Here is a 22131-nt window from a genome sequence, read left to right on the forward strand (position 1 = left end):
TTAATTATATTTATTTATTTTTATAGTTAACACAAACTGACAGTTCTGTCAGTCATTTAAATTCTTCATAAAAGAATAGATAATTCCACTTACAATTATATCATAAATTTGATACAATAAAATTATGGAAAATATCAATGATTATAAGGCTTTAGCCTTCTTCGATTTAGACGGAACGTTGCTTAACAGTCAAAGTAAACTTGACCAAGAAGTTATTGAAGGAATTCATCGGATTCGCGAAAATGGTGTTTTACCTTTCATTGCTACTGGCCGTGGACATTTTGAACTTGATGAAATCATGAGTTTAACTGGGATTAGTGGAGCGGTTGCCATGAACGGACAGTATATTGTTTTAGATGGTGAAACAATATATAAAGAAGAAATTCCGACAAGTAGTGTTGAAAAATTACTTGAGGCAGCAAGTCATCACTCAGAAGCTCTTTCTTTTTATGACAGTCAAGGTTATTGGGTGAGTGAATTAACTGACTTAGCTAAAACCGCTTATGCTTACACTCATATGCCGATGCCACAGGCAGATGCTAGACGTTACCTCTCTCAGGAAGTCAATATGCTTTTGGTTTTGACCAATCAACTCAGTCAAGTTGATTATTATAAAGAACGCGTTCCTGAACTTAACTTTTTCATGAACTCTCCAAGTTCGATTGATGTTACAAACAGCACAACTAACAAAGGGACAGGAATTAATCATGTCAAAGAGGTGCTAAATTTCACTGGTCAAACTTTTGCCTTTGGTGATGGTCGCAATGACTTAGATTTATTCAAAGCAGCTGACCACAGAACGGCAATGGGAAATGCTGTTCCTGAATTAAAAGAGTTAGCCGATTTTATTTCTACAGAAAATACTAACCACGGAATCATCAATGCTTTTAATCATTGGGGCATCATGTAAAGTCTAATAAAAAATTACTGACAGAAAGTCTGTCAGTAATTTTTTTATTTATTTTCAAGGACTTCTCGTCTTCGATAGACATAAGCAAGAATGAAACAGAGGGCAACTGGTAAGGTCAAAATTAAGCCAACACCGTTAAAAACAGAGGCTACACAATAAAAGATACCAACAACTAAGAAATAAATTCCCCAACCTTTTTCTTTTGTCAATCTTGCAAAAGCCACCCAATTTAAAGCTAGTAAAGCGATTAAAATCAGAGCTGCAATCATTGCTGCGGTAGACAATAATTGCTTATCAAATCCTGAATCTTGAAGTTCTGTCATAATTTCTGAATTCTCTGGCATATAAATAATGGCCCAAAAACTAATTAGCCCAACAAGTGCCAAAATTGAAAAAATAATCGACCCTACTAGAGCAAAAATTTTTGATTTTCTCATTTTTTCTCATTTCCTTTTTGATTCTTTAATTATAACATTTTTAGACCAACAAAAAAATCCGCCTCAAATGGCGGATTAATGACAGACTTGTCAGTAATTATTCATTTACAAATTTACTGACAGAATATCATTATTTATTTTAAAGCTTGGGCAGCTGTGATAATTGCAAGTTTATAGACATCTTCTTCGTTACTTCCACGAGAAAGGTCAGAAACAGGTGCGTTCAAACCTTGCAAAATTGGCCCAATCGCTTCAAAATTACCCAATCGTTGAGCAATTTTATATCCAATATTTCCTGATTGAATATCAGGGAAGATAAAGACATTGGCACGACCAGCAACAGTTGAATCTGGTGCTTTTTGACGAGCCACCGCTGGAACAAAAGCAGCGTCAAATTGAAGTTCACCATCAATTTCAATTTCAGGGTAATCTTCTTTAACAAGTTTTGTCGCTTCTACTACTTTATCAACATCTTCTGATTTTCCAGAACCTTTAGTTGAGAATGAAAGCATGGCAACTTTGGGGTCAATATCAAAGAGTGCTGCCGTTTCAGCTGAAGCTACAGCAATATCGGCAAGAGTTGGTGCATCTGGTTTGATGTTAATCGCACAGTCACCAAAAATATATTTTTCATTGTCATCACGACCACGAACCATAATAAAAGCACCAGAAACAGATTTTACTCCTGGTTTCGTTTTAATGATTTGAAGGGCCGGACGAACAGTATCAGCAGTTGAATGAATTGCGCCAGAAACCATTCCGTCAGCAATTTTCATATAAACAAGCATCGTTCCAAAATAATTTGGGTCTTTCAAGAGCTCTTTTGCTTGTTCTTCTGTAACTTTACCTTTACGACGTTCCACAAAAGTTTCCGTCATCGTTTCAAAACGTCCACAATTTTCTGGGTCATAAATCTCAAAGCCTTCAGGATTAATTCCACGTGAAATCAATGTTTCAGTGACTTCTTTTACATTTCCAATAAAGACAGGTGTAATTAGTCCATCAGCGTTAAGACGATTTGCAGCACCTAAAATACGTGCATCAGTTCCTTCAGGAAAGACAATTTTTAAGCCTTTTCCACTAATTTTTTGTTTCAGTGATTCAAAAAGTTCCATTTTGACAAAATCCCTTGGTTACAAATTTCTCATAACCCACCGCTTTAAGTTGCGGATTTCCTTTCTGCAATTGTTACGAATTAAGTATATCATACTTTCACAAAAAAAGTAAGCATTACCATTATTGCTATTTAAGGACAATTAGCCTTTTTATTTTTCCAATTTTTCACGAGATTCACTAGCCAAAAACAAAAAAACTGTCAAAGACAGCTTTTTTTAGTCGTTTAAAATGCTAGCGATTTTCGTCGTAATAATATCAACCCCAACAGTATTTGATACCCCTTCAGGAATAATCACATCTGCATATCTCTTTGTGGGTTCAATAAATTGATGATACATTGGCTTAACAGCATCTAAATACTGTGTAATTACTGAATCAAGAGTTCTTCCTCTTTCTTCAATATCTCTGCGAATTCGACGGATAATCCGCACATCGTCATCTGTATCAACAAATATTTTGATATCCATTAAATCACGCAAACGTTCATCTTCTAAAACCAAAATTCCCTCAACGATTAAAACATCAACAGGTTCTTGACGGTAAGTTTCTTGTGAACGCGTATGTTTTGCATAATCATAAATCGGAATATCAACCGCTCGTCCATATTGAAGCTCTTTTAATTGAGCAATTAAATAATCTGTATCAAAGGCTAATGGATGGTCGTAGTTCGTTTTTGTCCGTTCTTCAAAAGTCAAATGCGATTGATCTTTATAGTAACTATCATGTTCAATCATTGCAATTCGTTCATTTGAAAAAGTTTCTAAAATAGCATGTGAAACACTTGTCTTTCCACTTGCTGACCCACCAGTGACACCAATAATCAACGTTTTCTTCAAAATTAATTCTCCAAATTTTCTTCTATATATTCTACCACAATTTTTGAGCTTTTTGTCATCAACTGACAATTTTTTTACTTTTTAAGCGTTCACATCAAAAACTCTTAATTTTACTGACAAAAGCTCTTAATAAGTGACATGGAATCTTTGGAATTCTTATTTTTATAATTTATTTACTGAAAATTCAATAGTAGAGCAATGACCTTTAAGAAAAAATTTGATATAATAGAACAAGCTTTTAACAGAATTTTAGAATCTTCTAACGAATGATTCTGTCCACCTATAAAGGAGAATTTGATGCTAAAACTTGGAGTAATTGGTACGAGCTGGATTGCTCGCTCATTTATTGATGCTGCCCATATGACTGAAAAATTTCAGTTTTCTGCGGTCTATTCCCGTCGGCTCGAATCTGCTGATCAGTTTTCTGCCGATTTTAAAGACATCCAAAAATTCGATAATCTTGACGATTTTTTTAAAGCTTCACTTGATATTATCTATATTGCCAGTCCAAATGCCCTCCACTTTGAGCAGGCTAAAGCCGCAGTTTTAGCCGGACATAATGTCATTGTTGAAAAACCTGCCTTTTCAAATCCTAAAGAACTGACAGAAATTATTAAGCTTGCTAAAGAAAATGAGGTCTTCTTCTTTGAAGCAGCCAGAAATATTCATGAACATTCATTTTCGATTATTAAAGACTTTCTTGCTGACAAAACAGTCAAAGGGGCAGACTTTACTTATTCAAAATATTCATCAAAAATGCCTGCTCTTTTAAACGGTGAAATCCCTAATAAATTTAATGCAAAATTCTCTGGTGGACTTTTAGCCGATCTTGGTGTATATCTTTTGTATGCTGCAATCTTTTGGTTTGGCAAACCACAAAAAGCAACTTATGATGCAGTTTTACTTCCGTCAGGCGTTGATTTAGCTGGTGTTGGAATTCTTGACTATCAAGATTACAAAGTTTCGATTAAATGCGCAGGAAATGTGAATTCATATCTTCCTAGTGAAATCTATACTACTGATGGAACTTTAGTTTTGGATGGTGTTAATGCGATTACTTCTGCTAAATTCATTGCTATGGATGGTTCAGAAACTAGAATCGACATTGAAGCTCCAAAACACTCTCTTTATGATGAAGCTGTTGACTTTGCCCAAATCTTAGAAAATAATGATTTTGCTGCAAGTTATGACCTACATCAATTTGCCCAAGAAGTTTCAGAAACTTCATACCAAATGCGTCAAAGTGCTGGCATTGTTTTTGATGCTGACAATAAATAAAGCTCATTAAAAGTTACTGACAGAAATATTTTGTAAGGCTGTCAGTAATTTATCTCTGGTCTCTTAGTTAAATTGGATATAACTACTGCCTCCTAAGCAGTGATTGCCAGTTCGATTCTGGCAGGGGCCATCTAATAAAAAAGAACACCGAATTCGGTGTTCTTTTTTATACTCAATCAATCCCAAACGAACTTGAGAGTTGATTGCTATGAGCCACTAAGTTTGATTTATTTATCAAAGATTTTAAGACGAGTTTTAATCAATGCTTAGTTATAAACAACCCAGCTACCAGCAGGAAGTTTACTTGCCATCGCAATTTGTTCTGCCAAAGTCATTCCAGCATATTCGCCATGACCTAGCAATTGGAAAGCACCATAAGCACCTGAACTTGAATTCACACTATCAATCCCACCATTTGATTCGTGAGTAATGATATAAGCCCATTCGCTAGCAGAATAGCCCGCTGCATTAGCTGTATTCGATGCCATATAATTAGCAAGAGCTTGGATGTCAACTTGTCCAGAAGTTTGGCTCATATTAAGCCCACCAGAAACACTTTGTGTTGCTTGAGTTGGTGCAACTGATGTAACTTTAGTAGGTTGTTCTTCAGCAGTTTTAGTTGTTGCAGAAACTTGAGTTGTTGTTCCTGTAAGAATGTTATTAACTTCTGTTTGGATTGCTTTCACATCAAAACCTTTACTTTGAAGGTTAGTGACACGAGTATCTCCATTTCCGTAGTTTCCGTTAATTACTTCTATAGCAACTTCATGAGTTGATTTAGGTGTATCCGCATGAGCGATTCCGCCCCCAATAAACATGAATGATGCAACTAATCCCGTTGAAATAGCAACTTTACTTAATTTCATTTAGACCTTTCGATTTCGCCACTAAGAACATTCCATAGGATTCAAACTGAATCCAGTCTATCTTCTATTAACATGGTTACTTCCCATACACATCATAAAGTCCGAACGCTTGTGTAGGATTACCGTAAGCAGTTTAACGTCATTGCACGCTATGGACGTTTAAAAATTCATTTCTCACAACTTATTGTGAGTTAAAAAACGATTTAACATCAGTAGTAAATTTTCTCCACCACTCATGAGAAATGATTATATTATCCATTACTTAACCGAACCTTAAAATAAATGCTAAGAATCCCTCACAAAACTGATTATAAAGCCTTTTCCTTCAAATCTTATTCTCATATTGTAGTATCTTTAGTACGAACTATTGGAGGCTTAAACCGTTCTCAAATCAATGAAAATTAGCCTATTTTATATTTATCTTAACAAAGATTACTAAATATAATCTTCAAGTCTATGTTGATTCTTAACCTATAATCAGTTATAATTACAATAGAAATGAAAGCACTTCAGTAAAATGAGTAACATTTGTTAACGTTTTTACTTAAACTTTTTTAATATGATTAAAAAACAGAAGATTATTTTCTCAAAAAATAAATAAGTAAAAGCCGTAAAATAACGGCTGTTTTTATTCAAATTATATTTTCAGGAGTAATTATGTCCCTCAAAAATTTTTTAGAACTCGTCGAAATAAAAACTAAAATCGCCAGTATTTTCCCTTACATTATTGGTTTACTTTTTAGTTTAAGCTATTTCAAAATGATAAATATTGGCCTTTCTCTCTTATTTTTAATAGCTATGCTCCTTTTTGATATGACCGTAACTGCTATTAACAATTATCAAGATTTCAAAAAAGCCAAAGATGAAGATTATAAAAAGCAAGAAAATATCATTGGTCAAGCCAATCTTTCCACCCGATTGGTAGCTTCAATTATCTTGTTTATGCTTATTTTGAGCCTTTTTTTAGGATTTCTCCTCGCTTATTTTGTTGGCTGGCTTTTCTTTATTCTTGGTGGAATCGTCTTCTTTATTGGCGTTTTCTATACTTATGGTCCTATTCCACTTTCACGTATGCCTTTAGGAGAAATTTTTTCTGGTGGGACAATGGGCTTTGGAATTTTTGCAATGATCATCTTAATCAACAGCGCTCAATCACCTATTTTTAACCTAAATCTTGATTTCACAAACGACTCTTTTAGCTTTACTGGTAGTATTTTTGCAGCCATCGCCATGATAATTGCAAGTTTACCACTCATTTTTACCATTGCAAACATCATGCTGGCCAACAATTTACGTGATTTAGATAGCGATATAAAAAATCATCGCTACACATTAGTTTATTATATCGGTCGTCCAAACGGAATCAAACTTTTTCAACTTTTGATGTATTCTTCCTATTTAGCTATTATTATTGGATTTATCTTTAGAATATTTGAATGGCCAACTTTACTTAGTTTACTCACTTTTCCAATTATCAGAAAGAATCTAAAATCTCATGCTAGTCAAGTTCCAAGTCCTCGCAGCTTTGTTTATTCACTGAGAAATATGGTTCTATTTAACAGCGCTTATGCTGTGAGTCTGTTTTTATCAATCCTTTGGCAATATTTAAGCAAATAAAAAAAGTGATAGAATATCACTTTTTTATTTTTCATTTAAAACCTGACGAAGCTGTTCTCTAGCAATCACTTCATCTTCTCGTCTAATCAAAAAGGTCAAATAATCTCCTGCTTGTAATTCAGTATTCCCGTGTGGAATAATATCCTTACCTGAACGATGAACCGAAACAAGCAAACATCCTTCTGGTAAATGTATCTCTGACAACTTCTTACGATCCGCAACTGAATCAAATTGAACAATTGTTTCAAACATCATCTGCTTATCCGAATCATCAACATCAATTTCTTTTTCTTTCAACATGTTCTCTAATAAGGAATCATAAATTGGCTCAGATTGTAATAAATCAGCAACGACATAAGCAATTAAAGAGACAAGAGCCAGAGGAAGTAAATGGTCAAATGAACCAGTCATTTCCACCAAAAGAAGGATTCCAGTCATCGGTGCTCGAACAATTGCTGTAAAAGTCCCAGCCATCGCTAAAATTACTAGATTGGCAAACAAATGGCTTGGAAGATGAAAAAGCGAAATGACAATTGTCGCAAAAACAGCTCCAAGACTAGCACCCAAAACTAACAGGGGAAAGAAAATTCCTCCTGGCACACCCGAAGCATAAGATACCATTGAAATCAGATATTTCCCAATGAGAATCAAACATAGAAAGGATAATCCCATTCCTAAACTAAAGGAATCCATTAAACGATGGCCACTCCCAATTATATTAGGGAACAATAAACCAGTTGCCCCAACCACTAAAAAAGTAAGTAAAACACGAAGAAATGGACTCTTTATTTTCTTCATCAAATTTTGACTTGTGAGGAGTGTCCAGTTATAAAAAGCACCGAAAAATCCTAAAATAATTCCTAAAATAATAAGTAGCCAATAATTTGAGAGTTCAATTGAACCAACAATTTGGAAATGAAAAACTGGACCACTCCCAAACATTATTCGTGCAACCATATCAGCAACCATCGCTGAGGTCATACAAGTTAATAAAATCAATGGAGAAAAGTATTTAAATACTTCTTCCAAAGTAAACATGACACCTGACAAAGGTGCATTGAAAGCAGCAGATAAACCAGCAGATGCTCCAGAAGCAATTAGAATTCTTTTATGACGTTCAGTTTCAGCCAACCGGCTAGAAACCATCTGACCCATTGAAGCCCCAAGTTGAACTGAGGGACCCTCACGCCCCAGTGATAGACCTGCAAACATTGCTAAAGTCCCAGCGATAAATTTAGCAAAAGCCGTCGTGAACCAATTATTTTTAAAATAACCCTGTAATTGTCCTTTAACTTGTGGTATCCCAGAACCTGAACTCATCGGATATTTCTTCATAAAGAAAGTAACCACAAAAGCTAAGAAAGCCAAACCCAAAATAAAGAGGGGAATAAAAATAAGGTGTGAGCTAACAAAGCGATAAATACTCAAGCCCCAAGTTTCAGCTTTTTCCAGTGCCAACCGATAAAGACTGGCCAAAAAACCCGCAGTCAAGCCCACGAGTACACTTAGAAAAAGCAGATAAAGATTTTTATTTGTTGATTTCTCTATATCTTTTAATTTCATTACTACTTCCCTACTAACGCTTATTTTAATAAATTTTTAAGCAAGATTATTATACCATAAAATAGATTTCTTATGTTTTGTACTTTTAATAATATACACGTCACCTGTATAAATTTACTCAAAAAGGCACTCAATCGAGTACCTTTAATTTTTTAACTACAGATTTACTTAAAGTTTTCTATCTTTCCAAAAAAGAAAGAGCCCGAAAAACATCATCAAATAAAATGGAAGTGTCAATGCAGTAATTTCTAGTGGTATTCTTACAACAAAAATAAGAATAATGAGAGAGAGAGATAAGACTAAACCTCTATACTTAAAAATTGATTTTGGAATTCGTGGCCAAACATAGATTTGTAAAAGAAATGAAATGACAATCATTACCAACCATAAAACTAAAACCATCACTCTACCTCCTTGTTAAGTTTAATTCTCTTTTTTTCCCTCAGAATCTCGTTTACTATCATGTATTAAATAATAGATACCTAAGCCAATTAAAAGAATAGAGAATAAAACTACTGGGAACAAGCCATCATTTTTTACAAAAACAAAGAAACTAAGAAGTAATACCGATGAAGCAATGATAATCATTCCTCTTTTCCTTCGGCCATAGCTGATTAAAAAAGAATCTTTATATTTTTTTCCTATTAAGTAAGCCCCCCAGATTATCAATAGTATAGCGATACTAAGTAATATTTTAATACCTATTTTCTAAAATAATCAGATTATACAGCGTAAATAGAATTATTCATCTGAGTTTTACTCTAATAATCTACATCACTTTCTTTTTTGTGGAAACTGAGAAATTCCTGTCAACAAAGAACTTCCTTCTCCCCAAGCTACTTTTCTTTCAGCTCGAAGTTCCTTATAAAAACTCAAGACTTCTTGAGAAAGTTGAGAACTAATAACCAAGGGAAGTAAGGCATTTCTAAAATGAACTAATTCAAATTCAAGGTTTTTACTTTTTTCAATTCGTTCGCGATAATCCAATAATATTTCTTTCTCAGGTGATTTAAGTTCTGACTTATTTTTCAGAAGTTCATCAATTCGTTTTAGGATCTTTTCTTTATTTTCTTTCTCTTTTTTTAACATATTTCCTCCTTTTTTTATTTTTTCTTGATAATCAAGCGCGCTTTCTTTTATCTTTAATTTTATTCTAGCAGAAAAAAAGCCTCCTTTTTAAATCATTGCAGAAATGCAACGAAGTAATCTGGAGACTTTTTTATGTTAATAATTTTCCTAAAAGCTTTTGATATCGTTTTTGATAATAATCTGCTAAATCTTTATAACCAACTTGCCCAAAAATTTCAATGGCATTTTTGATTTGCTTTTCACCGCTTATCTTGTCTTTGAAACAATAGCTATAAAAACCATGTGCCAGATTTCTTAGATTTTCAACATAGAGGTCGTAGAAATCATCTTTAGGGTAACTTTTTTGCAAGATACTTCTAGCTGAGTCACGAGCTCCTTTTGAGGAAAGCAAAACGACCGCTCGATACGAAGATTGAAGAACTCTTCTGCGATATTTAAAAACACCATATAAGTGTTTACTCTTCCCCCAGAGTTCTTTCATCAAATACATAATTTCTCGTTCACTGAAACTATCCAAAGTCAGATAAAAAATCGAAAGTTCAAAATAGCCCCATTCTCCAACGTCATAGAGATATTCAACCACATCATCAGCTTCCATTTGTGTCAGTATTTCATAACGACTTTTAGCACAATAAGCTAGCATTTTTGAATCATATTCCATAGCTTCTAGATAGAGATTGTGAAGTTTATCGACGTCATCTGCAATATCCGCAAGAATTATATCTTCTAAAAATTCTTCTTTATAATCCATTGAAAATTTATTGATAAAATGTTCATACTCAGCTAAAGTCACATTCATCTCTTGCAGCGCACTATCCAAACGTTCAAAGCTTATCATGGTTTGACCTAATTCAAATCTTGATAAACTCGCTTTTGAAATACCTATTTCTGAAAAATGGGAAAGCGAAAAATTCTTTTGTTCTCGTAGTTTTTTAAAAATTTCCCCATAACGTTTATAAGGCATATTTTTTCCTCAAAATTTTTATTTTTTTATTGGCCGATTACTTTTTACCAATACGAATATTTGATTTAGGTTTTTTGGATTTAGTGGCAAAATGACTTGCGATTGCTCCACCGCCATGTTTTTGATAGTCTACGGCAACAAAACCAGCTTTTCTAAAAAGTTCCTCAAGTGTTTTGGCATCTGGAAAATCTTCTGCTGATTTTTGAAGCCATTGATATTCTTTTAAAGATTTGGCAAAAACTTTACCAAAAAAGGGCATGACATTTTTAAAATAAAGTTCAAAAGCTTGTTTATAAATTGGCAATGTGGGGTGTGAAGTTTCGATACAAACTACTCTGCCCCCTAGTTTTAATACACGAAAAATTTCTTTTAATACAGTAAGATAGTCAGGTGTGTTTCTTAGACCATAACCAATCGTAACTACATCAAAACTTTCATTTTCAAAAGGTAAAGCCATCGCATTTCCTTGGAGAAATTCAATCTTTTTCTTCGCTTCTTCTTTGAGTTTAGCCTTAGCAATTTCAAGCATATTTTCTGAAAAATCAAGACCAATTACTTTACCAGAAGGGCCGACACTTTCAGATAAATCAAAAGTCCAGTCCCCAGTTCCACAACACAAATCAAGAATAGATAGACCAGTTAAATCTCCCATTCTTTTCATTGTTTTAGCACGCCATAAATCATGTTGTTTAAAACTGATAATGGCGTTCATTTTATCATAATCTGATGAAATACTATTAAAAATTTCTTGTACACGTTCTTCATTTACTTTTGTCATAGACATATTATAGCACACAGTGTCAATAAGGATCAATACGTTTCACTAAAAGACGTTTTTATGATTTTCGGTAAATTGTAAACTCAATAAGGTTCAATACGTTTCACCTAAAACGTAATTAAAAACGTAACTAAATATTTTTGTTAGGCAAGGTGCTGTATATCTAATATACAGCTTTTTTTACACAAAAAAACTACTCATAATATGAGTAGCTCTAATTTATCCAAAAGGATGTGCGCCTTTTGAATAAATTTTAACATAGTCTTTTGATTTTTCAAAAGATGTCTATAATTTTCCCTTTTAAATTTAATCAACCTTTTTATATTCGATACTATAATCAACATCTGGTTCTTGTCCAGTGCTTAAAAAGATTCTATCCACATCTGAGGCATCATTATATGAATTATAATTTGACGATTCATCTTGACTATTATAAGGGGTAAACGTAGCTGATAAGAAATCAATTTGTGAGTATGCTGTGATTGTATAAGAACCTAAACAAAATTGTAACTTAATTTTGAATGATTACCAGAATCACTAAAAGCTCTCAGTTTTTTTGTATATAAAGGGGTCCCTTTATAGTCATTATCATCTTCAATAACTTTAGGTTTTCCATTGGCATCAGTTTGACTAGGAATATTTATGTAAGGCCTTTTATTGTCGCTGGCGCATCTCCAGACATAGTTTTAAAAGCGCTCATTTTGATAGTATTATTCTTTACTACGATTGTCTCGCCTTCTTTGCTTTTCTATGTTCCTTGGATGCTATAATAATCCCCAGTCTTTATTTCATCGAGATTCATTGAATCTTCAACTGAATCTGAAGAACTTGCTGCAAGTTTTGAAATTGATTGGCTACTTTCACTTCCTTTTGTACCCTGATTTTCGTTTTTACTACAGGCTCTCAGTAAAAACACTGAAGACATAAGAGTACCTACAATAAATATTTTCCCCAAATTTTTTCATAATCGCTCCTTTTGTATTATTATAACACATCATGTCAGAAGGTTACGTTTGGAATGTATAAACTATAGAATCATCTTCTATTAGATGATTTTAAAAAAATTATAGCTACTGATCATTAACTAAATTGTAGCGCTTCTCTTGTCAAACTAGAAAGAGCTTCAAATACAGCTGGATGCGTCGAAAGATATTCTTTCACTCCAAATGTTCCACGTCCTAATTTTGGGCCATTAAAGGAATACCACTCTCCCAATTTAGTAACAACTCCGACTTGAATAGCCGTAGTCACGCTGTCAATTTCTTGTACAAATCCTTCTCCAAAAATATTAATTACAGTTGGCTTTTTATAGGGTGCTGCCACTTTATTTTTAACTGTATGGAGCGTCGTTTTCCTTCCAATAGTGTCAATTCCATCCTTAATTTTTTCTCCAGACTTCACTTCTATTCTAATTGACGAATAAAATTTAAGTGCAGAGCCACCGGGTGTGGTCTCTTTATTTATAAATATCCCACGCATTGTAGATCTTACTTGGTTAATAAAAATAATCACAGTTTTTGTTTGATTGACCTTTGATACAAGTTTAGAGAGCTGTTCTGACATCATTTTTGCTTGTTGTCCTGGAATAGTTACTCCATCAATTTCAGAAGCAGGGGTGAGTGCTGCAACAGAATCAACTACGATTAAATCAAAAGCACCTGTCTTCACAAATTCATTAAGCATAAAAAATGCTTCCTCACCTGTGTCGGGTTGGGCAAATATCAAACTTTCAGATTTGACTCCTAGATTTTCTGCGTACTCAATATCTAGCGAATTCTCAGCATCAATGTAAGCCACATATCCACCACTTTTTTGAGTCTCTGCAACTGCTTGAAGTGCAACTGTTGTTTTACCGGAAGACTAAGGCTGATATTTCCTTCCAGTGTTTTTGGATTGGTCAAAGAAGGTACAATCATAACTGGTGTACACTCTTCATCAACCTCTTTTGCTTTACTTTTAAAATATTTGGGTAAATACTGGCTCAATTTCTTTTTAAATTTCGTCTGTCTTTCTTTTTTCATCATTGCCTCCTAATTGCGTTATTTTTAAATCTTTAAATTGTTTTAATCCTTTTGCGATTTGATTCCAAATCTCCTGTATTTCACTTTCAAATTGATCACTTCTCACTCGCCCCACTTGCATCATTGTTGCCAAGGCATGGCTACTTTCTTTTAACTCAAAAGGCTCATTAAAGCCTTTTTTCTGATAAAAATAGCGTAATATCGTAAGAATTTCATCAAGTTCATCTTTAATTTTTGTGTGATGGGTTTGACTCACAAGTCTGTGTTTCATCCTTACTCCTTATTCAGTAAAATATTTGTAGGCTTGATGGATCCTTGCTTTATCTGCTTGATAACTTGTTTTACCAGAAGCTAAGGTTTTAGCTAATCCTTCTTCAAACATTTGAGCTTCTTTTTTTTGAGGATTGGTTACAATCATCGTATGTGCTTTTTGAATATGATATTTTTTACGAGTTTTTTCCCTAATGGTGTACTCGTTTCTACATAATGAATTTGAGTTTTGTCTTTTAGTTGCGCAATGTTTCTTTCAATTTCTGCATGTGCACCATTGCAATAAGGACACCCAAATTTGTAAAGAACAAAAAATTGTCGTTTCGAATTATCAAATATTTTTACCGATGTTTCTGTTTGAGAAAAAAGGGGTAATTCGTTTTGAACATTGTTTTTCAAGATATAGGGGAGCGTTGAATCTATTGGCTCAGCGTGAGTATATAAGCTCCAGACAACCCCAACCCTTAGCGGAAAAATAAATATTCCAATTCCAAGTAGTACGATTACTAACTTTCTTTTGCTTTTATTTATCAAGGTGAAGGCCGAAAGGCTTCCTAAAATTATGATACTCAAAATTGTTACTATCCACGCTAAATCAATCATCAGTTTTTCCTCTATTTCAATATTTTCTTAATTATTTCACACAAAAAAAGACTCCTGATAAAGCCCTTTTACATTATTAGATATTCAAAGAAAATGAATAAATACTCTTTTGGTGATACTAATCTTCAATTTATATGGTCCATATCAAAAAATATATCAGACCTGTTTACAATTTAATTTATTTTTATTTAAGTAAATAAAAAACTTATATTTTGACAAACTTTTTTTTTAATAGTATGATTAAGTAGTAAATTATAAAAGAAATCCAAAGTTGGTTGGAGAGTTAATAATTATTAATTATTAGCTAATGGGTTCGATTCCCTCCTCTTTATTTTTAGTTAAGAGTTCTTTGCAAACGTTTTATCTCTTTCTAAATAGTTTAAAAGTTACTAGCCCGCTGCTAGTAACTTTTTTATTTACTATTCAATGTGGTGTTGAAATTCATCATGTTAATCTATATTAAAATTTACATTTATTAATTATATTGTAATAACCCCCAAAGATTAAATCAAGAAATTGCATGTGAAATAACAGCCTATTAGATATAGAATTAAACATTTGTTTCATTAAATAAAATAGGAAAAAACCGCTCATCACTGAACGGGTTTTATATTTTTATAGGAAGATATAGAGCTGATTATAAATCTCTCTATTTATTCTCTACTTTCTACTTTTATTGAAAAAAAATATTTCTTACTAAATTTTTAATCCAAACATTTTGTTAATAATGCTACATTATTATAACCCTTTCTTATTTATGTTTATCAATATCTATATTATCAATCTTTGTGCTATTTTATAGCGGAACTAGAATTCTTAAATTGCCTAATTATTGAAATCGCTCTTTGATAACTACATTGCTATTTTCAGGAATCTTTTGAACGATTTTTTAGTTATAATGAAGAGATACAGATAAAATATCATAAATTTTATCTCACCAAATTAATATAATGCTGTTGAAGAATATTTCTTCCTAAATTCTAAAGGAGTCATTCCTTCTTGTTTTTTAAACTGTGAGATAAAATGACTTTGACTGGAAAAATTTAAAGAATTAGCGATATCTTTAAAACTTCTATCAGCAAATAGTAACATATGTTTTGATTTGTATACTGAAGAATTGTCATTCCCATTTCTTTTTTAAAGAGTGGACAAATATAATTTCTATGCTTTTGTACATGTTTTGATATGTCCTCAATTGAAATCTTATCATGTACTTTAGATCAATATACTGTACCACTTCTTTAACTAGAGGGTTTCCTACCCTATTACAGATTCTGGTTCATTTCTACGTACAGACTCGATTAATCTTTTTTCCAATTCTATAGAGTCCATATCAATATCTTCGTAACGTATGATATTCAGATTTTTTTCCATGCCTGCTTCGATAAAGGTTTGTGAGCTCTTTTTTCCTTTAATCCATTTCAATTGATTCAGTTTGGGTAACTTATTATTTAGAATTGAAAATATCAGTTTAACAAATTTTATGAAGTATCTTTTTTTATTTTCATAAAGCGTTAGTTTTGAAAGCTCTTTTGATCTATTAATAGAATAATTATTTCGAGTTAAATCTATGAAATTGCACGGGCCAATTACCGCAATACATTTCTTTTCATCATTCATTTTAAAATAAAAGCTAACAAAAAAGTAATCGTTATTCTCCCGTAAGTTGATCCCCTTCTCCGTAACATTTTTCAAATATGATTTATTAAAATATTGATCAGCGTGTTCGGGCTTTTCTGGAATGATTATATCTTCATTTTCATTAGCAACAATAATTGGAATTAATGATTTTTCATATAATTGTTCTAACACAAAAATACTGTCTTATAGTCCATACACTAAGTCTCCTTAAGAATTACTAAAATATTTCTTTTAAGTTGACAATTTTTTTCAAAAATTCTACCCATTCACAGCGACTAGAGCAGTTATACAACAAGCCTATTAAAATATTTCAAGTATCCCAATTTAAAATTTCTATAATTTCTTAGTTTACTTCAATTTACAACAGCGTATTTTTTATTATACACGATTAATAAAAAACAACAGCATTTATAAGTTTTACATCTAAAGTATAATTTTTAAAATTTCTCAAACTGATATTTCCGAACACAAAAAAACACGATACTTAAATGTATCGTGTTTTAGGTAAAGTCTATAGTCTCCAACAAATTTTATTGAATATTTTATAAACCCATAATAGATTTTACTTTACGATAAGCACAAATCTCATGATTATAGAAAATATTTATTTATTTATTTATTTTTTTTATTGATCCAATCTGTCGATAGATCCATTGCAGCTCGAGTTGCATTTGATTGATCAATACTGTTAACCATCACAAAATCATGAATCATCCCTTGAAAGCGTACTTGAGTCACTTCAACACCAGCATCACGAAGTTTTCTAGCGTAGGATTCTCCTTCATCTCTTAAAACATCCGCTTCTCCATTTAAAATCATTGCTGCAGGAAGCCCTTCAAGATCTTTTAAATCTGCTTTTAAAGGTGATGCTGTAATCTCAGAACGTTCTTTTTGATCTGTTGTATATTGATCCCAAAACCATTGCATCCCTTCTTTGGTTAAAAAATAACCCTCTGAAAATTCATTGTAAGAATTTGTATCAAAGTTTGAATCTGTTACTGGGTAATATAAAAGTTGCTGATTAATAGGAATGCCATCTCTTTGTTTTGTCATTATCGTCATGACCGTAGCCATATTGCCACCAACTGAATCTCCAGATACTGTTAAATGATTAAGATCTAAATTTTTACGCTCTGCAATATCAGCTAGTTGTTGCAAAACAGAGTAATTCTGTTCAATAGCCACAGGATATTGAACTTCTGGCGATAAACTATATTCTGGAACAATTACAACTGAATTTGTACGAACAGAAAGTTCCCGAACAAGTTTATCATGCGTTTTTGCACTCCCAAACACCCACCCAGCACCATGAATGTAAAGGATAGCAGGTAATTTAGATTTATTACCAACAGGGCGAATAAATCTAACGTTGATTTTCCCGTATTTCCCTGTATACATTAACTCATCTTCGATATCTACATCCAATTTTTGAACTGGACTTTCCTGTACTTTCTCAAGTAGTGCACGGCCTTCCTTGGGATCTAACTCGTAGATTCTTGGATGAGCATCATTTGCCTCACTAAAATCAATCGCTTCTTTTTCTAATGAAATTCTGGTTGTCATATACTACCTCCTTAAGTGCATTATAACTATTAAGATTTCAATCGTCAACTAAGATGACTTACAACTCAAATCGCAAAAGTTATAAATTTTAAAAGTAGGCTTCAGTACAATTATTATAAAATAAAATGCTTATTTTCCCAACATTTTTTTTATTTTTACTAATTCTCTTGTTATTCTTTTATCTGTGACCCTATAGTATGCATGGACAATACCTATTAATAGCATCAATATATCTATCCCTAATATAAATAATGTATGCGATCTTATAGTAAACACTTCTACTAATTCATGAGTTGAGACAAGGCCGTTTAGTAAGCCTGCTAGTGAGACATAAATCCATACTAATGATTTATCAAAAAATGATAATAATTCTTTATAATCCCTTTCATTATTTGTAGAATCTTTTAATATTTTAATTGCTCTTTTTTTTTCTAAATGAATTTTTAAAAAAGGTAGTAACCAATAACAATTCGATATTTTTAAAAACTTTTTGTCCTTATTAGTAAATTTTCCTATGATTCGTTGTTGCTCTGACATTTCTAATGTTCCTTGATAAAGTGGAAACACGTATAACATCCATGTTCCTATAAAAGACAGTACTACGTATAAATTTTTTACCATTTTTTCGTCCTGCTTCCTAAATAATCAAACGATTATTTATAATAAGTTATCATAACATAAATGATTAACAATTGCTAATATTAATATTTTTTATAATTAAGTTATAATATTGTTTAATTAATATTTTTTTGTTACAAACTAAGGAAAAGGTGTCTGAATGAAAAAATGGAATATGTTTTCTATAGAGAAAAACAGAAATAGCACTGAGTTTTTGCTTTATTTAGAGAAACTTTATAAAGAAAAAAATATGATCAATTAATTCGAGTAATAAAAATATCCGGTATATACGTATCATATGATTTTAGAAAATAAGTAAAACTTAGCGTGAAAATGTAACTATATTTATTAATCAGAATTTAAAGAAAATCATTCCAAAGAAAGTTGAAAAATTATTATCTGAAATTTCTATGTTGAAGAATTTCAAAAATGAAATATTAAAACAAGTTAGTGGGAATTATAATCCTTTACCTCTTGAAAAACAACCATACTTATTATGTTCGTATGTTAATGTGTATATTTCGTCAGAATTTCAAAAAAGCTTAGATGTTGGATCTAATCCAAGTGATATATCTGATAGGAATGAAGTTATTATTAACTCACTTGGTATGATTTTAAAAGATATCACTTTCAATATATCTACTGTAATAAATGAATCTGAAAAAATATAATTGGGAGTCATTTAATAATTGCATCAGAGCTAAGAGCTATTAATAATATTATTGAAACATGGATGTTCAGCCACATAGAAATCTATTATTCTAATAAAAAGCAAAAATATATTGCAAAAGAAATCGGAGAATTTGGAAAAAATAGATTGATGCCACAAATTCCTTTTTTAGATGTAAAAGCTGCTAAAACTAATTTTCAGAGTTTTCTTCCTACAAATAATTTAAATCTACTTCTAAAATCTGAGAAAGAAAGTCTCTACAATAAAATAACTGAATATTTTTATACTAACCACTATACTCAACAATATAAAAATATCCCATTACATGAATGGGTAACTGCATATTGGTGCTTATATGAAATGTCTAGAAGGATCAGTAAAACTAATATGATTAACACTAACTCTCAGTTAATTTATTTTTCCATTTTAGAATGGAAGAACATTCTTTCATGTGCTGGAATATCAGAATTAAATATAGACAATATTATAAGAAAAATGACTTTTTCATCGCAAGCAAAAGATTTGTATGCCCCCCCCCCTTAATTCCATTTGAAGAAGGATTAGTATTGATGGCTAATATAATGCTATTAATTGATATATCACAATCTCTAATGTCTCAATTAGGAATTGATGAGGATAGAAATAAATCATTATTAAACCAAAAGGGAACAAATTTTGAAAATCACATTGAATCTTTAACAAAAAAACAATTAAGAAAAACAATTTCAAATTTAAAAGCAAAAGAAAATAATAATTTTTATGAACTTGATTTAATTTTTTGTTTAGATAATGATTTGTTTATTATCGAATCTAAAACTCAAAAATAACCAGGAATCATAGAGATTTTTTCAGAAATCAAGAAGAATTACAAGAATACATTTATAAATTCAATAGGAATGCTAATTTTTTTATTAATAATAAAATACATAAAGATTATATTAAAATGAAATTGGGTATAAATAGCATACATAATGTTTATAAATTATTCGTGAGCAATGTATACCAATCACTTAATCACATCTATGGATGTTTACATTATAGATGAAATTAATTACTATAATTTTATGAACAGAAATGTCCCTCAACTACACTTTTTTAACCCCTTGGAAAAGAAAATGACAAGCGTAAGTATTGATTTTCAACTCTACTCAGGTAAAGTAACCTCTCCTCAATTTTTATCATTAATAAATTACGGACTTTTTAATGAAAGTCTTCAAAAAAGGATTGGGATTAGAAATATTGACTTTAACAATCATATAAATCTTCTCTACTCTTGTTACTATATTGAGTCGGGAGATCATAAGAGCTATAATGAGTCAGAATCAATAATTGATATCTTCAAAGATTTATTAAATAAGTTTTTTTAATTTTTACTGTAACTATATTAATTAAAGCCTTCTGCTTCATGTAAATAACTTTATTGTTCCTAACAAATTTTTATATTACTCTGAAAAAATCTCTTTGATAAATTTAATATTTTACAATTGATGCTAGAGTCATTTTATTTTCTCTCAGCTTTAGTAAAATAGTACTCTAAAAAAACATTTTCTGTTTACACTAGTCATTCTCTAGTTTGCTGAGTTTTTAGATTTCAGTCCTAATAAATTAATTTAAAATGAAAGAATTCGAAATATTTGCTTGTACATTTTAACTCTCTAGTTATTATCCATAATTACCTTTTGTTATTTAAAAAATTGATATTACCCATGCATCACTTTAAATATAAATTTTTATGCTGATCTTTTATCATATTTTATTATTTATTAATTCCTTTAGATTTTTCATACTTCACTGTCTCAGGACTAAAAAAATCAACAACCTATGCTATTGATAGCCTATTAAAATCCGTTAAGTCTAATGGCTTTAGCCACTATGGAAAAGTTGAATATGACGAGGATATTTTTAGTACTAATGAGGAAAATACAAAGCTTTCAAATGGAGACAAAGTAACTTTAACATTATCAAATAACTATATTGATCAAAAATCTTCAAACGTAAAAGTACTAAAAGGGGCTAAATCAAAAGCAGTTGTAATATCTAGTGTCAAAAATACTGTACAACTTTCAAATCTGTATGATTTACTCAATCATACAGATTCCGTTGCACGTGACGATAATAAATCAGGTTCTTGGTCTGCTTATACTGTGACACGTCAAGATAGCTAATATGTTGGAAAGATATTACTAATTCTTGGTATAGTGTTAGTTCTGATACTACAGGATAATTCTCTATACTTACTATTTATAAAATTGATGAGAAGTCAGATAATAAAGTCGAGCCTTCTAAATATAAATTTTATGGCTATTCTGGTTTGACACTTAAAGACAACAAGGTCGATATTTCGGGCTTAAGTGATGAAGATAAATACTCAGATTATCTAAGCTTTAATAGTTTTCAAGAAGTTCTTGACTCTCTTAAATCTCATTATACTGGTATTTCTAAAATAAACTGATTAAAGCTTTCATTTAAATATTGAGGGAAAAAAGACCAGCCTTACCAGCAATGTCATTAAGTTAAGCAAAAATAAAATAACTTATCATTCATAATAAGATTTTTTATTTTTCAATTTAAACAGTAAGTGTCACTTAATAACTTGTCTGACCAATCCTGACAAAGTTTTAACATTTCAAACTTTTGTCTCTCATTCAATTGCTCAAATAGCTCCGAAGGTTTACTCTCATTTGGATCATCAGTCTTCTCAATTAAAAATTTAAAGGAGACGTGAAAATATTCTGCTAGTTCGATCAAACGATTTCCTGAAGGTTCGGTCCCATTCTTATAATTATGGAGTGCATTCCTTGAATACCCCAATTCCCGTTCAATTTGGTTGGTAGACTTACTGCAATTTTTAATTTCTTATTTTAATCGATTATAAAATATAGTTTCTTCAGTCATTTAATCATGTTTTTTACGCTTAAAGAGAATCACAACAGTTGTTGCCAGAACGATAAGAAATCCAGTAATCATTACAATAACCGACAGTCCTTCATCATCACCAGTTTGAGGAAGTGTATTCTTTTTTTCAAAATTAGGATCAGTTTTATTGTCACTACCCTCACTACTTTGTGGGATTGCTGGACGATCATCTGGCTTAGGAGTAGGAGTTACATGAGTATCTTTTGTATAAACATAAGTCACCGTCTGAGCTTGATCTGTGAAGGTACCTGTGGTATTTCCTTGAACTTCTTTGAAGGTATAACCATCAATCGTCTTTTGTTCCGTGGTGTAAGAATCGCCAACATTACCTGATTTCACGGCATCATCGGAAATCTTATTGCCATCCGTATCTAC

General features: G+C 31.6%; 28 protein-coding genes, 1 tRNA gene and 1 pseudogene. 6 read left to right on the plus strand and 24 right to left on the minus strand.

Annotation, left to right across the window (positions count from 1 at the left end; all coding sequences use genetic code 11):
* Nucleotides 1–124: 124 nt before the first annotated feature.
* Nucleotides 125–910, plus strand: a complete 786-nt coding sequence (locus IAE51_RS05215) for a Cof-type HAD-IIB family hydrolase (RefSeq protein WP_200094904.1) — start codon at nt 125–127, stop codon at nt 908–910.
* Nucleotides 911–954: 44 nt separating this feature from the next.
* Here IAE51_RS05215 and IAE51_RS05220 read toward each other — a convergent pair whose 3' ends face one another.
* From IAE51_RS05220 to udk, 3 genes are all read right to left on the minus strand, one after another.
* Nucleotides 955–1347, minus strand: a complete 393-nt coding sequence (locus IAE51_RS05220) for a hypothetical protein (RefSeq protein ID WP_003130340.1) — start codon at nt 1345–1347, stop codon at nt 955–957.
* A gap of 134 nt (nt 1348–1481) precedes the next feature.
* A complete protein-coding gene (gene pta / locus IAE51_RS05225) occupies nt 1482–2462 on the minus strand; it encodes a phosphate acetyltransferase (protein ID WP_003130342.1) in 981 nt (326 codons plus the stop codon).
* A gap of 216 nt (nt 2463–2678) precedes the next feature.
* Entirely contained in the window at nt 2679–3299 is a 621-nt protein-coding gene (udk, locus tag IAE51_RS05230) for a uridine kinase (protein ID WP_010906081.1), read from the minus strand.
* A gap of 297 nt (nt 3300–3596) precedes the next feature.
* Here udk and IAE51_RS05235 point away from each other — a divergent pair, with 297 nt between their 5' ends.
* Nucleotides 3597–4577 carry a Gfo/Idh/MocA family protein gene (locus tag IAE51_RS05235; protein ID WP_200094906.1) on the plus strand — a complete coding sequence of 327 codons (981 nt, stop codon included), beginning with the start codon at nt 3597–3599 and terminating at the stop codon, nt 4575–4577.
* A gap of 57 nt (nt 4578–4634) precedes the next feature.
* A tRNA-Arg gene (locus IAE51_RS05240) sits at nt 4635–4707 on the plus strand.
* Nucleotides 4708–4843: 136 nt separating this feature from the next.
* Here IAE51_RS05240 and IAE51_RS05245 read toward each other — a convergent pair.
* Nucleotides 4844–5443: a transglycosylase gene (locus tag IAE51_RS05245; protein ID WP_003130347.1), complete on the minus strand. Its 600-nt coding sequence runs from the start codon at nt 5441–5443 to the stop codon at nt 4844–4846.
* Nucleotides 5444–6100: 657 nt separating this feature from the next.
* Here IAE51_RS05245 and menA point away from each other — a divergent pair.
* Complete coding sequence (menA, locus tag IAE51_RS05250; RefSeq protein ID WP_003130349.1) at nt 6101–7060, plus strand: 1,4-dihydroxy-2-naphthoate polyprenyltransferase; 960 nt, start codon at nt 6101–6103, stop codon at nt 7058–7060.
* Nucleotides 7061–7084: 24 nt separating this feature from the next.
* On the opposite strand, the gene IAE51_RS05255 is transcribed toward menA, so the two are convergent.
* The 18 genes and pseudogenes from IAE51_RS05255 to IAE51_RS05335 form a co-directional block, all read right to left on the minus strand.
* On the minus strand, nt 7085–8623 hold the full coding sequence (locus IAE51_RS05255; RefSeq protein WP_200094908.1) for a ClC family H(+)/Cl(-) exchange transporter: 1539 nt from the start codon (nt 8621–8623) through the stop codon (nt 7085–7087).
* A 168-nt stretch (nt 8624–8791) separates the two neighbouring features.
* Complete coding sequence (locus IAE51_RS05260) at nt 8792–9025, minus strand: hypothetical protein (protein WP_200094910.1); 234 nt, start codon at nt 9023–9025, stop codon at nt 8792–8794.
* 21 nt (nt 9026–9046) lie between these two features.
* Nucleotides 9047–9211 carry a hypothetical protein gene (locus IAE51_RS12190; protein ID WP_233611036.1) on the minus strand — a complete coding sequence of 55 codons (165 nt, stop codon included), beginning with the start codon at nt 9209–9211 and terminating at the stop codon, nt 9047–9049.
* A 186-nt stretch (nt 9212–9397) separates the two neighbouring features.
* A complete protein-coding gene (locus tag IAE51_RS05270; RefSeq protein WP_200094912.1) occupies nt 9398–9712 on the minus strand; it encodes a bacteriocin immunity protein in 315 nt (104 codons plus the stop codon).
* 130 nt (nt 9713–9842) lie between these two features.
* Nucleotides 9843–10676, minus strand: coding sequence for an Rgg/GadR/MutR family transcriptional regulator (locus IAE51_RS05275; RefSeq protein ID WP_200094914.1), 834 nt, complete (start codon nt 10674–10676; stop codon nt 9843–9845).
* Between the two features lie 37 nt (nt 10677–10713).
* Nucleotides 10714–11454 (minus strand): demethylmenaquinone methyltransferase, encoded by a 741-nt coding sequence (locus IAE51_RS05280; RefSeq protein ID WP_200094915.1) that lies wholly within the window; start codon nt 11452–11454, stop codon nt 10714–10716.
* Between the two features lie 748 nt (nt 11455–12202).
* Nucleotides 12203–12379, minus strand: coding sequence for a hypothetical protein (locus tag IAE51_RS05285; RefSeq protein ID WP_200094917.1), 177 nt, complete (start codon nt 12377–12379; stop codon nt 12203–12205).
* A 155-nt stretch (nt 12380–12534) separates the two neighbouring features.
* Nucleotides 12535–12777, minus strand: coding sequence for a hypothetical protein (locus IAE51_RS12430; protein ID WP_370524360.1), 243 nt, complete (start codon nt 12775–12777; stop codon nt 12535–12537).
* A gap of 6 nt (nt 12778–12783) precedes the next feature.
* Nucleotides 12784–13254: pseudogene (locus tag IAE51_RS05290) on the minus strand (DNA recombination/repair protein RecA); the annotation flags it as partial.
* The gene (locus IAE51_RS05295; protein WP_200094919.1) at nt 13221–13475 is read right to left on the minus strand and encodes a hypothetical protein; all 255 of its coding nucleotides are present in this window, start codon (nt 13473–13475) and stop codon (nt 13221–13223) included. The gene IAE51_RS05295 and the pseudogene IAE51_RS05290, both read right to left, overlap by 34 nt.
* The gene (locus IAE51_RS05300; protein ID WP_200094921.1) at nt 13447–13746 is read right to left on the minus strand and encodes a hypothetical protein; all 300 of its coding nucleotides are present in this window, start codon (nt 13744–13746) and stop codon (nt 13447–13449) included. The genes IAE51_RS05295 and IAE51_RS05300 overlap by 29 nt, the downstream gene beginning before the upstream one ends.
* A gap of 9 nt (nt 13747–13755) precedes the next feature.
* Nucleotides 13756–13893: a hypothetical protein gene (locus IAE51_RS05305; RefSeq protein ID WP_200094923.1), complete on the minus strand. Its 138-nt coding sequence runs from the start codon at nt 13891–13893 to the stop codon at nt 13756–13758.
* Nucleotides 13890–14348, minus strand: coding sequence for a hypothetical protein (locus IAE51_RS05310; RefSeq protein ID WP_200094925.1), 459 nt, complete (start codon nt 14346–14348; stop codon nt 13890–13892). Before IAE51_RS05310 ends, IAE51_RS05305 begins: the two co-directional genes overlap by 4 nt.
* A gap of 942 nt (nt 14349–15290) precedes the next feature.
* A complete protein-coding gene (locus IAE51_RS12435) occupies nt 15291–15440 on the minus strand; it encodes an AraC family transcriptional regulator (protein ID WP_200094927.1) in 150 nt (49 codons plus the stop codon).
* On the minus strand, nt 15392–15550 hold the full coding sequence (locus IAE51_RS12440; protein ID WP_200094944.1) for an AraC family transcriptional regulator: 159 nt from the start codon (nt 15548–15550) through the stop codon (nt 15392–15394). The genes IAE51_RS12435 and IAE51_RS12440 overlap by 49 nt, the downstream gene beginning before the upstream one ends.
* 55 nt (nt 15551–15605) lie before the next feature.
* Nucleotides 15606–16160, minus strand: a complete 555-nt coding sequence (locus IAE51_RS05325; protein ID WP_200094928.1) for a hypothetical protein — start codon at nt 16158–16160, stop codon at nt 15606–15608.
* Nucleotides 16161–16601: 441 nt separating this feature from the next.
* On the minus strand, nt 16602–17552 hold the full coding sequence (locus IAE51_RS05330; protein ID WP_200094930.1) for an alpha/beta hydrolase: 951 nt from the start codon (nt 17550–17552) through the stop codon (nt 16602–16604).
* 129 nt (nt 17553–17681) lie between these two features.
* Nucleotides 17682–18173: a hypothetical protein gene (locus tag IAE51_RS05335; protein ID WP_200094932.1), complete on the minus strand. Its 492-nt coding sequence runs from the start codon at nt 18171–18173 to the stop codon at nt 17682–17684.
* Nucleotides 18174–18903: 730 nt separating this feature from the next.
* Here IAE51_RS05335 and IAE51_RS05340 point away from each other — a divergent pair.
* Both IAE51_RS05340 and IAE51_RS05345 read left to right on the plus strand, forming a co-directional pair.
* Complete coding sequence (locus IAE51_RS05340; protein WP_200094934.1) at nt 18904–19383, plus strand: hypothetical protein; 480 nt, start codon at nt 18904–18906, stop codon at nt 19381–19383.
* 26 nt (nt 19384–19409) lie between these two features.
* Nucleotides 19410–19667 (plus strand): hypothetical protein, encoded by a 258-nt coding sequence (locus IAE51_RS05345; protein ID WP_200094936.1) that lies wholly within the window; start codon nt 19410–19412, stop codon nt 19665–19667.
* 1735 nt (nt 19668–21402) lie between these two features.
* Here the strand turns inward: IAE51_RS05345 and IAE51_RS05350 are convergent.
* Nucleotides 21403–21693, minus strand: a complete 291-nt coding sequence (locus IAE51_RS05350; protein WP_200094946.1) for a helix-turn-helix transcriptional regulator — start codon at nt 21691–21693, stop codon at nt 21403–21405.
* Between the two features lie 42 nt (nt 21694–21735).
* On the minus strand, nt 21736–22131 hold a 396-nt coding region (locus tag IAE51_RS05355), incomplete at its 5' end, for a MucBP domain-containing protein (protein WP_200094938.1).

The sequence above is a fragment of the Lactococcus sp. S64 genome, from assembly GCF_016516525.1.
Lineage (GTDB): Bacteria > Bacillota > Bacilli > Lactobacillales > Streptococcaceae > Lactococcus > Lactococcus lactis.

Coding starts and splice junctions, on each gene's coding strand:
- menA (WP_003130349.1), top strand. CDS start 6,101: ATGTCCCTCAAAAATTTTTTAGAACTCGTCGAAATAAAAACTAAAATC.
- IAE51_RS05215 (WP_200094904.1), top strand. CDS start 125: ATGGAAAATATCAATGATTATAAGGCTTTAGCCTTCTTCGATTTAGAC.
- IAE51_RS05275 (WP_200094914.1), bottom strand. CDS start 10,676: ATGCCTTATAAACGTTATGGGGAAATTTTTAAAAAACTACGAGAACAA.
- IAE51_RS05305 (WP_200094923.1), bottom strand. CDS start 13,893: ATGATTGTAACCAATCCTCAAAAAAAAGAAGCTCAAATGTTTGAAGAA.
- IAE51_RS05220 (WP_003130340.1), bottom strand. CDS start 1,347: ATGAGAAAATCAAAAATTTTTGCTCTAGTAGGGTCGATTATTTTTTCA.
- IAE51_RS05255 (WP_200094908.1), bottom strand. CDS start 8,623: ATGAAATTAAAAGATATAGAGAAATCAACAAATAAAAATCTTTATCTG.
- IAE51_RS05260 (WP_200094910.1), bottom strand. CDS start 9,025: ATGGTTTTAGTTTTATGGTTGGTAATGATTGTCATTTCATTTCTTTTA.
- IAE51_RS05280 (WP_200094915.1), bottom strand. CDS start 11,454: ATGACAAAAGTAAATGAAGAACGTGTACAAGAAATTTTTAATAGTATT.
- IAE51_RS05330 (WP_200094930.1), bottom strand. CDS start 17,552: ATGACAACCAGAATTTCATTAGAAAAAGAAGCGATTGATTTTAGTGAG.
- IAE51_RS05245 (WP_003130347.1), bottom strand. CDS start 5,443: ATGAAATTAAGTAAAGTTGCTATTTCAACGGGATTAGTTGCATCATTC.
- IAE51_RS05295 (WP_200094919.1), bottom strand. CDS start 13,475: ATGAAAAAAGAAAGACAGACGAAATTTAAAAAGAAATTGAGCCAGTAT.
- IAE51_RS05345 (WP_200094936.1), top strand. CDS start 19,410: ATGGCTAATATAATGCTATTAATTGATATATCACAATCTCTAATGTCT.
- IAE51_RS05310 (WP_200094925.1), bottom strand. CDS start 14,348: ATGATTGATTTAGCGTGGATAGTAACAATTTTGAGTATCATAATTTTA.
- IAE51_RS12435 (WP_200094927.1), bottom strand. CDS start 15,440: ATGTTACTATTTGCTGATAGAAGTTTTAAAGATATCGCTAATTCTTTA.
- IAE51_RS05235 (WP_200094906.1), top strand. CDS start 3,597: ATGCTAAAACTTGGAGTAATTGGTACGAGCTGGATTGCTCGCTCATTT.
- IAE51_RS05270 (WP_200094912.1), bottom strand. CDS start 9,712: ATGTTAAAAAAAGAGAAAGAAAATAAAGAAAAGATCCTAAAACGAATT.
- IAE51_RS05335 (WP_200094932.1), bottom strand. CDS start 18,173: ATGGTAAAAAATTTATACGTAGTACTGTCTTTTATAGGAACATGGATG.
- IAE51_RS12190 (WP_233611036.1), bottom strand. CDS start 9,211: ATGATTATCATTGCTTCATCGGTATTACTTCTTAGTTTCTTTGTTTTT.
- IAE51_RS05300 (WP_200094921.1), bottom strand. CDS start 13,746: ATGAAACACAGACTTGTGAGTCAAACCCATCACACAAAAATTAAAGAT.
- pta (WP_003130342.1), bottom strand. CDS start 2,462: ATGGAACTTTTTGAATCACTGAAACAAAAAATTAGTGGAAAAGGCTTA.
- IAE51_RS05340 (WP_200094934.1), top strand. CDS start 18,904: ATGTTCAGCCACATAGAAATCTATTATTCTAATAAAAAGCAAAAATAT.
- IAE51_RS05285 (WP_200094917.1), bottom strand. CDS start 12,379: ATGTCTTCAGTGTTTTTACTGAGAGCCTGTAGTAAAAACGAAAATCAG.